Origin of the sequence: Achromobacter sp. ACM01 (assembly GCF_014851745.1) — a bacterium.
GTDB lineage: Bacteria > Pseudomonadota > Gammaproteobacteria > Burkholderiales > Burkholderiaceae_B > Achromobacter > Achromobacter aegrifaciens.
Genome location: NZ_JACVAF010000001.1, coordinates 1,739,859 through 1,753,038, shown reverse-complemented (window position 1 = coordinate 1,753,038; position 13,180 = coordinate 1,739,859). Strand labels below are relative to the sequence as shown.

The window sequence follows — 13,180 nt, the reverse complement described above, 5'->3', positions numbered from 1 at the left end:
TGCGCGCCGGCAACCGGCGCGGGCTCACTCGTCGAACACGATGCGCAGTCCCGGCAAGCCGATGCCGTCCAGCGTGGTGCTCCATGTTTCGCCCGCGTGCACCGGATATGCCTTGGTCAGCGTTCCGGTCGTGACCAGTTCGCCCGCCTGGATCGCCTCGTCGGCCGGACGCTCCCCGAGCACCTCCAGCAGATGGACCAGCGCCGCCAGCGGACTGCCCAGCACGTTGGCGCCCGCACCGGTTTCACGGCGGATGCCGTTGCAGGACAGCTCCACCCGGAAGTCCGCCAGCCGTTCGATCAAGCCCGGGCCGAGCTCGGCCGGCTCCATCAGCGGCCCGATGTAAAGCGCGCCGTGCAAGGCGTTGTCCGCCACGGTATCGGCGGCCTGGAACTGCCAGGCGGGATAGTGCGACTGCACCAATTCGAACCCATGGGCGATCCAATCCACGCATTCCAATATGGCGGCCAGTTCCCGCGTGCGCGGCGGCGCGCAATGGAAATGCAGCACGATCTCGGGTTCGATGCGCGGCTCGACATAGCGGCCCAGGCGGCAATGGACTTCGCCGGTGTCGTCATAAACCGCGCTGTGTTCATAAACGCGTCCCCACACGGGAAAATCCACGCCCAGCGCCGCCCACATCGCGGCATTGGTGAAGCCTATCTTGCGGCCGACCAGCAGCGCGCCTTCCGCCAGCCGCGCCTGATGGATGCGCGCAGCCACGTCATAGGCGGCATCCAGGTCGAAGCGTGGACGCCGGGCCGTGACCGGCGCGATGTAAGAGGCATGGTCCTGCGCCGCCTTGATTTCACGGGCGAGCGCCGCCGGGTCGGAAGCTGGCATGGTGGCTCCTGAAGGTACGCTCAAATGTAAAAGAAAACCTGCCCGCACAGTGCCGCAGCCGTTATATGCTCCCCTAGACGTCCTATTTTCAGAACAGCGGGGAAGCAATGCATGACTTGAATGACCTCTATTACTTCGTCCAGGTCGTCAAGAACGGCGGATTCGCACCCGCGGGACGGGCGCTGGGCATACCAAAATCCCGCCTGAGCCGGCGCATTGCGCTGCTGGAAGACCGGCTCGGCGTGCGGCTCATCCAGCGTTCCACTCGCAGCTTCGCCGTGACCGAATTGGGGCAGGAATATTACGAGCAATGCCTGTCGATGCTGGCGGGCGCGGAAGCCGCCCAGGAAGTCATCGACCGCACCCGCGCCGAACCGCAAGGCACCATACGCATGAGCGCGCCGCCCGCGCTGATCTACTACTTCCTGGGCGACCTGGTGGCCCGCTTCATGGTCCGCTGCCCCAAGGTCCACGTCTACCTGAAGAGCTTCAGCCGCCCCGTGGACGTGCTGCGCGAGGGCTTCGACATCGCCGTGCGCGTGCGCTTCGGTCCCATCGAGAGCAGCGACCTCATCATGAAACCGCTGGGCATGAGCTGCCAGTGCCTGGTGGCCAGCCCGGCGCTGGCGCGCAGCATCAAGCTGCCTGCGGATCCGCACGCCCTGAGCGAGCTGCCCACGCTGGCCCTGGGTACGGAACAGCGCGAATCCCATTGGCGGCTGGACGGGCCGGACGGCGCGCGCATCGTCGTGCCGTTCACGCCTCGCCTGGTGACGGACGACATGCTGGCGCTGAAGCAGGCCGCCTTGCGCGGCGTGGGCGTGGTCTCCCTGCCCCTGCTGATGATCCGCGAGGAACTGGACGCGGGCACCCTGGTGGACGTAGGCGCCCCCTGGCAGCCGGAAGCCGGCAGCGTGCACGCCATCTTTCCGTCGCGCCGCGGCCTGCTGCCCGGCGTGCGCGAGCTGCTGGACTTCCTCAGTTCGGAGTACCAGGAAGTGGCCAAGCGCGAACACGACACGCAGGTGCGCCACAAGGTGCCCACCCTGAAGTAGCTTCGGGGCCGCCCGCAGCGTCCGACGAATGGGACGCAGAAACCCATTTCTCCCGCCTACCCAGCGGCCAGCGTTGCTCCTAGCATGGTTAGCCCCACGTCAACAGGAGCACACCATGAGCGTCCCCGCCAACTTCAATGGCCAGCGCCCCGTCATCGATCCCAACGATGCCGTCATGCTGCTGATCGATCACCAGAGCGGCCTGTTCCAGACGGTTGCCGACATGCCGATGACCGAGCTGCGCTCGCTGGCCGGCGCGCTGGCCTCGATGGCCACCCTGGCGAAGCTGCCCGTCATCACCACCGCTTCCGTGCCGCAGGGCCCCAATGGCCCTCTGATTCCTGAAATCCATGAAAACGCCCCGCACGCGAAATATGTCGCGCGCAAAGGCGAAATCAATGCCTGGGACAACCCTGAATTCGTTGCCGCGGTCAAGGCGACCGGCCGCAAGACCCTGATCATTGCCGGCACCATCACCAGCGTCTGCATGGCGTTCCCCGCCATCAGCGCGGTGGCCGAGGGCTACAAGGTCTTCGTGGTGGTCGACGCCTCGGGCACCTACAGCAAGATGGCCCAGGAAATCACGCTGGCGCGCGTGGTGCAGGCCGGCGTCGTGCCCATGGACACGGGCGCCGTCGCGGCGGAACTGCAAAAGACCTGGCACCGCGAAGACGCGGCCAAGTGGGCCGAGGTCTATACCAAGATCTTCCCGCCCTATCAGTTGCTGATCGAAAGCTACAACCGGGCCCAGGAAGTCATCAAGAAGGGCGAACAGCTCGACTCGCAGCGTTGAGTCCGCCCGGTTTCCCGCGCGCCGCAGGGCGCGCAATTCCCTCATGGAGTACGCAATGACCAAGCCCTATGTGAAACTCGACAAGACCCAGGCCGCGGTGCTGCTGGTCGACCACCAGGTGGGCCTGCTGTCCCTGGTCCGGGACTTCCAGCCCGACCAGTTCAAGAACAACGTCCTGGCGCTGGCCGACCTGGCCGAATACTTCAAGCTGCCCACCATCCTGACCACCAGCTTCGAAGACGGCCCCAACGGCCCGCTGGTCCAGGAGCTGAAAGACAAATTCCCCAAGGCGCCCTACATCGCCCGCCCGGGCAACATCAATGCATGGGACAACGAAGACTTCGTCAAGGCCGTCAAGGCCACCGGCAAGAAGCAGTTGATCATCGCCGGCGTCGTCACCGAGGTCTGCGTGGCCTTCCCGGCGCTGTCGGCCCTGGAGGAAGGCTTTGACGTGTTCGTCGTGACCGACGCGTCCGGCACCTTCAACGAAGTGACCCGCAATGCCGCCTGGAGCCGCATGGAACAGGCCGGCGCACAGCTGATGAGCTGGTTCGGCGTGGCCTGCGAACTGCACCGGGACTGGCGCAACGACATCGAAGGCCTGGGGACGCTGTTCTCCAACCACATCCCCGACTACCGCAACCTGATGGCGGCCTACTCCACCGTCAAGGGCAGCAGGTAAGGTCCCTGCCGGCCGCGCCCGGGCGCATGGCCGGCTGGCTCGGACTTCCACGGCGGCGCGCATCGGGCGCGCCGCCGTTTCATTTCTTGCGGGCGAAAGGGTAGGCCTGCTGCGCCAGGAACGTGCCTGGCATGTCGTTATCCAGGATCCCGTAGTTCTCGGGCAGGCGCTTGCTCACGCCGCGCACCGCCGTGCCGAACGCGTAATCGATGAACGAGAAGTGGGCGGCGTAGTTGCGGTCGATGGCCTCGGTATCCGAGGAATGGTGCCAATGGTGGAAGTCCGGCGTCACAATGATGTAGCGCAGCCAGCCCCACGGCAGCCTCACGTTGGAATGGATCAGCACCGCCTGGAAGCCGACGATGATGATGTAGGCGTCCAGCACCGGCTTGGAAAAGCCCAGCGCGAACAGCACGCCCAGCACCGCGACCCGCGTGATCAGCAATTCGACGATGTGCAGGCGCGAACCGGCCAGCCAGTCCAGGGTACGGGTACTGTGGTGCACCGCGTGGATGCGCCACAGGAACGGCACCTCGTGATAGGCGCGGTGCGCCGCGTACTGCACCAGATCCGCCACCAGCACGGCCACGAACAGCTCTGCCAGGTAAGGCAGCGACACGATGGCCTGCTGCAGCGGTTCGTAGGCCGCCCAGGAAAACAGCCGGTGCACGAAGAAGTTGATGCACAGCAGCACCGCCCCCACCGACAGGTGGTTGAACAGGAAGTGCTTCATGTCCACCTGCCATTCGCCGCGGAACACCGGCTGGCCCGGATACAGCGGGAACAGCTTCTCGAAAATGATGAAAACCGTGCTGGACGCCAGCAGATCCAGGATGAACCAATCCAGCCCCAGATAGGGATGGTTGCCCGTATTGGACGTGGTCACCACCACGTTGCTGCCCCCCGCCGCCACTGCGCCGCACACCAGCACGAAGGCCGCGATGTTCAGCCAGCGCTGGCGGCCCAGCACGGTGTTGGCCAGCGCGATGCTGCCCGAAATCAGCAGCGCGGTGAACAGCAGGGCCCGCATCGCGTCCACGTTGTAGAAGCTGCGCAGCTCCGGAGTGGTCAGGTAGGCGGGGAAATGGAACGCCAGGACGCCCAGGACCGCCAGGATCGCCAGGAACAGCGCGATCACGCCGCTCATCATGCCCGTACCCGGATGGATCCTCCCGTCCTGCTTGAAAAGCTGTAAGACTTGGCGAAGGATGGACGCGCGCTGATTCATTTCAAATTTATGGCAGACCACGGGGAAGCGAGTTTATCGCCGGGGACGGATCTTCATGTAATAAAACGTGATCAGGCACGACAGAATGACGCCCCTGCCAGCGCCTTGCGCGACATCAATTCTCAGACGGACTGCAAGCACCCGGATGGTTGACAACGGCGCGGGGTTGGCGTGTCATGGAATCGAAAGCTTTATGGATCATCAGGTTCCCCGGTTTCCCGCAGTGCCCATCAACCGGTTCTTTAAAGAGGCCCCTATGTTCCCTGAATACCGCCACCTCATTACCCAACTGAAATCCGAAAACGCGCATTTCTCCGCGCTGTTCCAGCGTCACAATGACCTGGACCAGGAAATCAAGAACATGGAGGCCGGCATCCAGCCGGCGTCGGGCAACGAGGTTGAAGTGCTCAAAAAAGAAAAACTGCACCTGAAGGACAAGCTGTACGGCATCCTGCGCGCTGCCGACCAGGGCGGCAGCTGAAAGCATCGCTTCGCTTCGGGCGGCATCGGGCCAAGCCGGCTCCGTGCCGCCATCGCCGGCCCTCCCTGGCCACCGAGACGTGTACGGCTGAGTTAGGATTACTAAATAAGGATTAGGATAATTAGTTTTCCTAATCCGACCTCAAAGGCTAGTCTGTCGCCCTTCGCTGAAGGGTATCGATGACCACCGCCTACATTCCCGGATTCCTGCTCGGCCTGAGCCTCATCATGGCGATCGGCGCGCAAAACGCTTTCGTCCTGCGCCAAGGCCTGCGCCAGGAACATGTCTTTGCCGTCTGCCTGACCTGCGCCCTGTCCGACGCCATCCTGATCAGCGCCGGCGTGGCCGGCTTCGGGTTGGCCGTGGGCGCACTGCCCTGGCTGGAACCCGCCCTGCGCTACGGCGGCGCGCTATTCCTGTTCGTCTACGCCGCGCGCAGCCTCATATCGGCGCTGCGCGCCCGCCACGACAGCCTCAAGCCCTCATCCACCCAGACCGCCGGACGCGCCGCCGCGCTGGCGACCTGCCTGGCCCTGACCTGGCTCAATCCGCACGTGTACCTGGACACCGTGGTGCTGCTGGGTTCGGTCTCCAGCCAGTACGACGGCCACAAGACCGCCTTCGCGCTGGGCGCGATCACGGCGTCCTTCGCCTTCTTCTTTGCGCTGGGCTATGGCGCGCGCCTGCTGCGGCCCATCTTCGCCAATCCCAATGCGTGGCGGGTGCTGGACGGCTGCGTCGCCGCGGCCATGTTCGCCATCGGACTGAAGCTGGTGCTCTGAACACCTGGGCCGAAGCCCCTGCGCGGCCTAGCGGCTCTTGCCGGACCCGGCGGACGCGTTCACGTAGTCCTTCACCGTGCGGTCCTTGTTGAAGATCACGGTCAGCGTCTGCTGGTTGTCCATCGCGCCGTAGGCGCTATTGTCGAAATAGAACCAGGTGGCCGTCGTCAGCCCATCGCGGCCGACGCCCTGCGACCGGGGCGGGCCGTAGTCCCGGACCATCTCTTCGTAGGTGGTGACGTTGAGCTTGATGGCGGCCACCTTCGATTCGGTCAGCAGGTCGCTGGAACCGCTGGCGCAGCCCGTCACAAGGGCGGCCACGAAAAGCAAGGATGTTCTCATTCTATTTTCCCCGGTCTGGCGGGCCGCGCAGGGGCGGCCGGCGTATTTGCGCTTGCTGGATAGACCGAGATTAGAACGTAAATTTTCGCCCTGCGGTGCGCCTATTCCACCTGCATCTTGCCGATGTCGGGTGCGAACGCCTCGGGCGGCTTGCTGGCGATGGAGCGGCACAGCAGTTCGGACATGCCCTTGGCCAACTGCTTGTTGTTCCATTCACCCGCGTCCGAATACCACTTCGGCACCCAGTTCACCGCGCCAAAAATGGAAAAGATAGCCAGCTTGGGATCGCACTGGATGATGCTGCCGTCCTCCATCCCTTCGCGCACGAAGGCGCGCAGCTTGGCCTCAAAGCGGTCGCGCTGCTTGACGATCTCGGCGCGGTCATCGGGCTCTAGCGCGTGTTCCTCGGTGATGATGACGCAGCGGCTCATTTCGCTGAGCGTCACCTCCAGGTACTCGCGCAACGCCAGCTGCAGCTTTTCCAGGCCGGTGCCGCCATGGCGTTCCGCCGCTTCGATGGCCTCGAAGCCTACTCTCAAAGCCTCGGCGAACGCCTCGTACAGCAGGGCGTGCTTGTTCGGAAAATAGTGGTAGAGCGCCGCCTTGGTAACGCCCAGGCTGGTCGCGATGTCTCCCAGCGAAGTGGCGTGGAACCCTTTCTGGTTGAATGCGGCAATCGCCTGGCGCAACAGCGCTTCGCGCTTCAATTGGTGCATCGCCTTGTGCGTGGGCACCGAATTATTCCATGTTGCCACTGATCAAACCCTCCCGGTGAATTGCGTGGACCGGCCGCATATTTAACTTTTTTTCCCGGAGAGGAACAACTCGGTGAGCGTCCCCTCGTATGCCTCGGCCGCGAATGCCAGCGTCTCCGACAAGGTCGGGTGCGGGTGTATGGTGAGCGCAATGTCGCCGGGCTCCGCCCCCATCTCGATGGCCAGCGCCGCCTCGGCGATCAGGTCGCCCGCCTGCGGCCCCACCATGCCTACCCCCAGCAAGGCGCGGGTCTGCGGATCGACCAGGATCTTGGTGAGTCCTTCGCCGCGCCCCAGGCTCAGCGCTCGGCCGCTGGCGGCCCACGGAAAGCTGGCCGACTCGAACGCCACGCCATTGCGGCGCGCGGCTGTCTCGGTCAAACCTACCCAAGCCACTTCCGGATCCGTGTAAGCGACCGCGGGAATGACCTTGGCATCGTTGGCAGCATTCTTGCCCGCCGCGATCTCGGCCGCCACCTTGCCCTCGTAGGCCGCCTTGTGCGCCAGCATCGGTTCGCCGACGACGTCGCCTATGGCAAGAATATGGGAGACATTGGTACGCTGGCGCTCATCGACGGGTATGAAGCCGCGTTCATCCACATGGACTCCCGCCCGATCCGCGCCGATCCTGGCCCCGTTGGGCCGGCGGCCGGCCGCAACCAAGACGGCATCATACACCTGGGGTCCGGCGTCTTGCGGCCCGCTGAACACGACGTGCACCCCATCCTCCCGGGCGCTGGCCGACACCACCCGCGTCCCCGTCAGGATGGCCTCATAGCGGCCCGCCGCCCTCTGCGCCAGGGGCTGCACCAGGTCGCGGTCGCATCCCGGCAAAAGACCGTCGGTCAGCTCCACCACTGTGACGCGGACGCCCAGCGCCGCGTACACCGTCGCCAGTTCCATGCCAATGATGCCCCCGCCCACCACCAGCAGGCGCCTGGGCACATCCGCCAGCGCCAGGGCGCCGCTCGAATCCATGATGCGCGGATCTTCCGGCCAGTCCGGCAGGCGCACGGGGTGCGAACCCACTGCAATGATGGCCTGGCGAAAGTGCACAGAGGGGCCGCCGGCGACCTCCAGGGTGTTGGGTCCTGCAAATTGCCCCCTTCCGTGCACGACACGGACCTTGCGCCGTCGGGCCAGGCCCGCCAGTCCGCCGTTCAGCTTGGCGACCAGCGCTTCTTTCCACTGTCGCAGCTTGTCCAGACGAATGCGGGGCTCACCGAATTCGATGCCCAGCTCGTGCAGGCCGCGCGTCTCTTCCAGGGCGCGGGCTGCGTGCAACAGCGCCTTGGAGGGAATGCAGCCCACATTCAGGCATACGCCTCCGAGGCCGGGCCGATCTTCGACCAACGTCACCGACAGCCCCAGGTCAGCGGCGCGGAAGGCTGCTGTATAGCCGCCCGGCCCACCGCCCAACACCAGCAGCTCGGTATCGATACTCCCGCCCGTGGGCGGCCTGTCCTTCTTTTCCGTCTGCATGTCTGCCTATTCCGTTCTGCCCGCGCCCAGATAGGCGCTGGAAAGCTCAGCGCCGGCGCTGCCCGTCAGCACGTCGCGCGTGCCCTCGAAGACTGTCTTGCCGTGTTTGAGCACATAGCCGAAATCCGCCACCCTGAGCGCCAGGCTGGCCATCTGCTCGCTGAGCAGCACCACGCGGCCGCCCTGCGCGCAGTACTGCTTGATGAAATCGAAGATCTGCGCCACAACAATGGGCGCCAGTCCCAGGGAGGGCTCGTCCAGCAACACGCAACGTGGTTCGTGCAAAGTGGCCATGGACAGGATCAGCATCTGCTGCTGGCCCCCGCTAAGGGTCCCAGCCTTCGCCGTTCGGCGTTGCGCCAGGACCGGGAAATTGCCGTACACCTGTTCCACGGCGACCTTGAAGTTTCCCTTGGGTTTGCGGAAATGCCAGGCTGTGATCAGATTTTCCTCGACGGTGTGCTGGTGGAAGATGCGCCGACCCTCCATGGCATGAGCCAGCCCTCGCCGCGCGCGTTCATGCGGCGGCAAGCGGGATATGTCTTCTCCATCCAGCAGGATCTGCCCGCCCTTGATCGGCGTGACTCCGGATATCGCCCGCATCAGCGACGATTTGCCGGCGCCGTTGGCACCGATCAAAGCGGTGATGCCATCGGGGCGCGCGGTCAGGCTGACACCGCGCACGGCGTCGATTGCACCGTAACTTACCTGCAGATTGCGGACTTCAAGCATGGACGGGCTCCTCAACGCCAAGATAGGCCTGGATCACGGCCTGGTCGGCGCGCATGCCGTCCATGTCGCCCCGATAGATTTCCTCGCCGGCTTCGAACACCACCACCTCCTCAACCAGTTCGGCCAGGAAATCCATGTGGTGATCGATGATCATGATGGCCACGCCATGGTCACGCGCCAGGCGGACCAGCCTGATAAGGTGTTCCGACTCCACCTCCGACAGGCCGGCGGCAGGCTCATCCAGCAGCAGCAGCTCCGGATCGCTGGCCAGGGCGCGGGCGACCTCGGCCAGGCGCTGGATGCCATAGGGCAGTTCGCTCATGATGGCGTCCGCATGGCCGGCCAGCCCGGCCGCCTGCATCAAGGCTTCGACCTGGCGCAGCAATGCGCCCTCTTCGCGCCTTGCGCCCGGGGTATTGAACGCCGCGGCCAGCGCGCCATGCCGATAGCGCCGATGGGCTCCCATCAGGATGTTCTCGCGCACGGTAAAGCTGGGCACGTTGCGCGGATCCTGGAAGGTACGGGTAATGCCCGCCTGCGCAACCTTGTACGAAGGCCAGCCCGCGATGTCCCGGCCCTTGTACAAAATGCGCCCCGAGGTCGGCGCATAGATGCCGCTGATGACGTTGACCAGGGTGCTCTTGCCGGAACCATTGGGCCCGACCAGCGCGGTGATGCTGCCGGCGCGCAGCTCGAGCGACACGCCCGCCAGCGCGCGCAGGCCCGAGAATTCCATGACCACGTCTTCAACCCGCACCAGCGCTTGCTGCCTTTCGGCGCCCGCGGCGGCCTGCCGCTGCGACAAAGGCGGCTCAGCCTCGACCGGCGCCGCGAGGCGCAACTGGTCGAACTTGCTGTAGCGCGTCTGCGTGTGCAGCAGGCCGGCAAGCCCTTTGGGCAGCAAAGTGAAGATGAACACCAGGATCAGGCCGTAGACGATGTACTGATAGTCATTGAAGGCCTGGAGCTTCTGCGGCAAGTAGGTGAACAGCACCGCCCCATACACCTGGCCTGCCAGCGAACCCAGCCCGCCCACGATCGACATCACCAGGATCTCGATGGACCGCATCAGGCCAAAGCTTTCCGGCGTCAGGTAGCCGATCATGTGCGCATAGAAACCGCCAGCCAGGCCGGCCAGGCCGCCGCTGATCGCATAGGCCGCGCGCTTGACGGCAGCCTGGGAGATGCCCAGCGATCCCGCCGCGATTTCGCTGACGTGCACGGCATAGAATGCCCTGCCGAAATGGCTTTTGACGAAGTTGCGCAGCATCAGCATGACCACCAGCAACACTGCCAGCAGGATGCGGAAATAGGCCACGGTATCGATGGTCCAACCGAAGATCTGTAAGGTGCCGATCTGCGACGAAGGTATGCCCCGCATGCCCATCACTCCTCCCGTCACGCCGCGCAGTTCGCGCGCCAGCTCGTAGACAATCAGGCCGAAACCCAGCGACATCATCGCCAGGTAGAACTCGCGCACGCGGCCCGCCGGGCCCGCCAGCAGCAGGCCGACTGCCGCCGCCCCGAAGGTTGCCAGGAACAGCGCCACCGGAAACGGCACTCCCCAGGACTTCATCGCGATCGCGCTGGCATACGCGCCGATGGCGAAGAATCCAGCATGGCCCAGCGAGATCTGCCCGCTGATGCCGGTCAGCAGATTGATGCCCTGGGCGAGCAGGATATTGATGATGACGAAACTCCACATCTGCACCGTGCCAGTGGCGACATGGCCAGCGCCTATCGCCAGCGCCACGGCCAGCACGCCCAGCGTCCAGGAGTTCGACAGGATTTTCCCCAGCTGTTTCATCGTCCTCACACCTTCACGGTTTCGCGCTTGCCGAACAGGCCCTGCGGCCGGATCGTCAACACGCCTATCAAAAGCACGAAAGCCACGACCTCGGCCGCGGCGGGCGAGACGTAGCCGCCCACCAGCTTCTCCAGGATGCCGAGGATCAGCCCGCCCACCAAAGAGCCGAACGCGCTGCCCATGCCGCCCATGACCGCGGCGACAAAAGCCAGGATCAGCAGATGCAGGCCGAAATTCGGATCCACCGTGCCCGACACCTGCGACACCAGGATGCCGGCGATGCCAGCCAGCACGCCGCTCACCAGAAACGAGAAGACCACCACGCGGTAGACCGGTATGCCCATGAGCGACGCCAGGTCGCGATCGTGCGCGACCGCGCGCACGCCGTAACCCCAGATGGAATGGCGCAGGAACAGCTCCATCAGGCCGACGATCATCACACTGATGACGAACACGGCGATGTACTGCAGCGAAATGTAGGCGCCCATGAACTCCACCGTGTCGGTGCTGCTGAAGAGCACGTCCGGAAACGCCACAGCCTGTGTCCCGAACAGCCAGCTCGCCACACCCTGCAGGAAGATGCCTATGCCGAGGGTGGAGACCACCCACCCCATGCTGCCGGCAATGCGCCGCGTGGGCCGCACGCCGACCACCTCGACCACCCACAGGATGAAGGCCGTGGCCAGCAGCGACACGCCCACCGCCAGGAACACGTTGACCCCGGCGCCGACCATGACGGCCGTCAGCATCGCCCCCGCCATCAACACCGAACCCTGTCCGAAATTGAGCACGCGCGTGGTCCAGAACGTCAGGTTCAGGCCCAGGCCGATCAACGCATAGGCGGCGCCGACGCTCAGGCCTGACACGATCATTTGGATAAAGAAATCCATATCACCATCATCCATACAGACGGGCGCGGCCCAGCGCCTCATGGCGCCGGACGCGCGACGTGCCAGTTACTGGGCGACCGGCTGCAGCCGGACCTTGTCGTCCTTCTTCACGTACTCGAACACCTTGACGCCATCCGTCTCGATGCCGTGATGACGGCTCTTCGAGAAGTTGTAGGTGGTGTTGACGCCCTGGAAGTCCTTGATCGATTCGATCGCCGCGATAATGGCCTTGGGATCGGTGGAGTTGGCCTGGCGTATCCCTTCGAACAGCACATTGGCCGCGTCGTAGCCGTTGGACACCGAGATCGCCATGAACAGCTGCGGATTCTCCGGATCATTGCCCCACCAGCGGTCGGCGCCGTACTTCGCCTTGTAGGCCTTGGCAAAGTCCGCTGCAGCCGGACGCATGGGATTGCCGAACGCGCCGATCATCGTGCCCAGGGTGCCCAGGGTCAGATCGCCCGCGCCCTCCTGGTAGGGTTGCCCCAAGGCGCCATTGGAGGCGACCAGCGGCACGTTCACGTTCAGCCGCGCCATGGTCCTGCGCAGCACGGCCAGGTCCTTGCCCAGGCCGATGGCGGCGATCGCATCGACGTTGGCGCGCTTCATGCGCGCCACCTGCGCGGTCATGTCCTGCGCACCCTGGTTATAGGAGTCCGTCGCGACAGGCTTGGCGCCGCCGTTCTTGCCTATGGAGGCAGACAGGTAATCGACTCCGGTCACGCCGTAGGCCGTGCTTTCGTGCACGATGCCGATGCGCTTGAAGCGCTTGGCCAGGTATTCGCCCATGGCCACGGCCTCGATGTCGTTCTGCAGCGCGAACGAAAACACATTGGGCCGCGGCTTTTCTCCGGTCTTCTCGCCCGCATAGGTCACGACCGGCGTCTGCGCGATGGGGTTCATGTAGGGGCGGCCGTCGGCCTGGGCCATGTCGATCACAGCCAGGGTCGGTCCGCTGCCCGCCGGACCGATGATGCCGACAATATCCTTGTTGTCCAGAATGGCGCGCATGTTCTGCACCGCGCGGTCCGGATTCAGCTGGTCATCCAGCAGCATCGCAATCTCGATCTTCTTGCCGTTGATGCCGCCTTTGGCGTTCCATTGTTCGACGGCGAGCTCGACGGCGCGCCGGTTGCCTTCGCCAAACTCGCTATAGGGGCCGGTCAAGGCCGAGGTCATGCCGATCTTGACCGTATCCGCCGCCAACGCGGCCCCCGAAACCAAGGCCGCCACGGCGGCCGCCAACCACGCAGGCGTGGATTTCCTGTACCAGGACATGTCGTCTCCTCCTAGGTTCTTGCACGTTGT

General features: G+C 64.6%; 14 protein-coding genes. 5 read left to right on the top strand and 9 right to left on the bottom strand.

The window, feature by feature from the left end; translation table 11 throughout:
- Positions 1–24: 24 nt before the first annotated feature.
- Positions 25–843: a 2-keto-4-pentenoate hydratase gene (locus IB268_RS08195; protein ID WP_192354059.1), complete on the bottom strand. Its 819-nt coding sequence runs from the start codon at positions 841–843 to the stop codon at positions 25–27.
- 107 nt (positions 844–950) lie between these two features.
- Between IB268_RS08195 and IB268_RS08190 the strand changes: the two genes are divergently transcribed.
- From IB268_RS08190 to ycaC, 3 genes are all read left to right on the top strand, one after another.
- Positions 951–1,898 carry a LysR substrate-binding domain-containing protein gene (locus tag IB268_RS08190; RefSeq protein WP_054457837.1) on the top strand — a complete coding sequence of 316 codons (948 nt, stop codon included), beginning with the start codon at positions 951–953 and terminating at the stop codon, positions 1,896–1,898.
- A gap of 115 nt (positions 1,899–2,013) precedes the next feature.
- Positions 2,014–2,691 (top strand): hydrolase, encoded by a 678-nt coding sequence (locus tag IB268_RS08185; protein ID WP_054457838.1) that lies wholly within the window; start codon positions 2,014–2,016, stop codon positions 2,689–2,691.
- Between the two features lie 55 nt (positions 2,692–2,746).
- Positions 2,747–3,373: an isochorismate family cysteine hydrolase YcaC gene (gene ycaC, locus IB268_RS08180; protein WP_054457839.1), complete on the top strand. Its 627-nt coding sequence runs from the start codon at positions 2,747–2,749 to the stop codon at positions 3,371–3,373.
- Between the two features lie 79 nt (positions 3,374–3,452).
- Here the strand turns inward: ycaC and IB268_RS08175 are convergent, their stop codons facing one another.
- Positions 3,453–4,601 carry a sterol desaturase family protein gene (locus IB268_RS08175; RefSeq protein ID WP_175181995.1) on the bottom strand — a complete coding sequence of 383 codons (1,149 nt, stop codon included), beginning with the start codon at positions 4,599–4,601 and terminating at the stop codon, positions 3,453–3,455.
- A gap of 256 nt (positions 4,602–4,857) precedes the next feature.
- On the opposite strand from IB268_RS08175, the gene IB268_RS08170 reads away from it, so the two are divergent.
- Complete coding sequence (locus IB268_RS08170; RefSeq protein WP_013395499.1) at positions 4,858–5,082, top strand: YdcH family protein; 225 nt, start codon at positions 4,858–4,860, stop codon at positions 5,080–5,082.
- 179 nt (positions 5,083–5,261) lie between these two features.
- On the top strand, positions 5,262–5,864 hold the full coding sequence (locus IB268_RS08165; RefSeq protein WP_054457841.1) for a LysE/ArgO family amino acid transporter: 603 nt from the start codon (positions 5,262–5,264) through the stop codon (positions 5,862–5,864).
- Positions 5,865–5,891: 27 nt separating this feature from the next.
- Here IB268_RS08165 and IB268_RS08160 read toward each other — a convergent pair whose 3' ends face one another.
- The 7 genes from IB268_RS08160 to IB268_RS08130 all read right to left on the bottom strand — a co-directional run bounded on the left by IB268_RS08160 (position 5,892) and on the right by IB268_RS08130 (position 13,150).
- On the bottom strand, positions 5,892–6,206 hold the full coding sequence (locus tag IB268_RS08160; RefSeq protein ID WP_054457842.1) for a hypothetical protein: 315 nt from the start codon (positions 6,204–6,206) through the stop codon (positions 5,892–5,894).
- A 101-nt stretch (positions 6,207–6,307) separates the two neighbouring features.
- The gene (locus IB268_RS08155) at positions 6,308–6,961 is read right to left on the bottom strand and encodes a TetR/AcrR family transcriptional regulator (protein ID WP_054457843.1); all 654 of its coding nucleotides are present in this window, start codon (positions 6,959–6,961) and stop codon (positions 6,308–6,310) included.
- Between the two features lie 42 nt (positions 6,962–7,003).
- Positions 7,004–8,443, bottom strand: coding sequence for a dihydrolipoyl dehydrogenase (gene lpdA / locus IB268_RS08150; RefSeq protein WP_192354058.1), 1,440 nt, complete (start codon positions 8,441–8,443; stop codon positions 7,004–7,006).
- A 6-nt stretch (positions 8,444–8,449) separates the two neighbouring features.
- Entirely contained in the window at positions 8,450–9,175 is a 726-nt protein-coding gene (locus IB268_RS08145; RefSeq protein WP_054457845.1) for an ABC transporter ATP-binding protein, read from the bottom strand.
- Entirely contained in the window at positions 9,168–10,982 is a 1,815-nt protein-coding gene (locus IB268_RS08140; RefSeq protein WP_192354057.1) for an ATP-binding cassette domain-containing protein, read from the bottom strand. Before IB268_RS08140 ends, IB268_RS08145 begins: the two co-directional genes overlap by 8 nt.
- 5 nt (positions 10,983–10,987) lie before the next feature.
- Positions 10,988–11,872: a branched-chain amino acid ABC transporter permease gene (locus IB268_RS08135; protein ID WP_054457847.1), complete on the bottom strand. Its 885-nt coding sequence runs from the start codon at positions 11,870–11,872 to the stop codon at positions 10,988–10,990.
- A 66-nt stretch (positions 11,873–11,938) separates the two neighbouring features.
- Positions 11,939–13,150 carry an ABC transporter substrate-binding protein gene (locus IB268_RS08130; protein WP_054457848.1) on the bottom strand — a complete coding sequence of 404 codons (1,212 nt, stop codon included), beginning with the start codon at positions 13,148–13,150 and terminating at the stop codon, positions 11,939–11,941.
- Between the last annotated feature and the right edge of the window lie 30 nt (positions 13,151–13,180).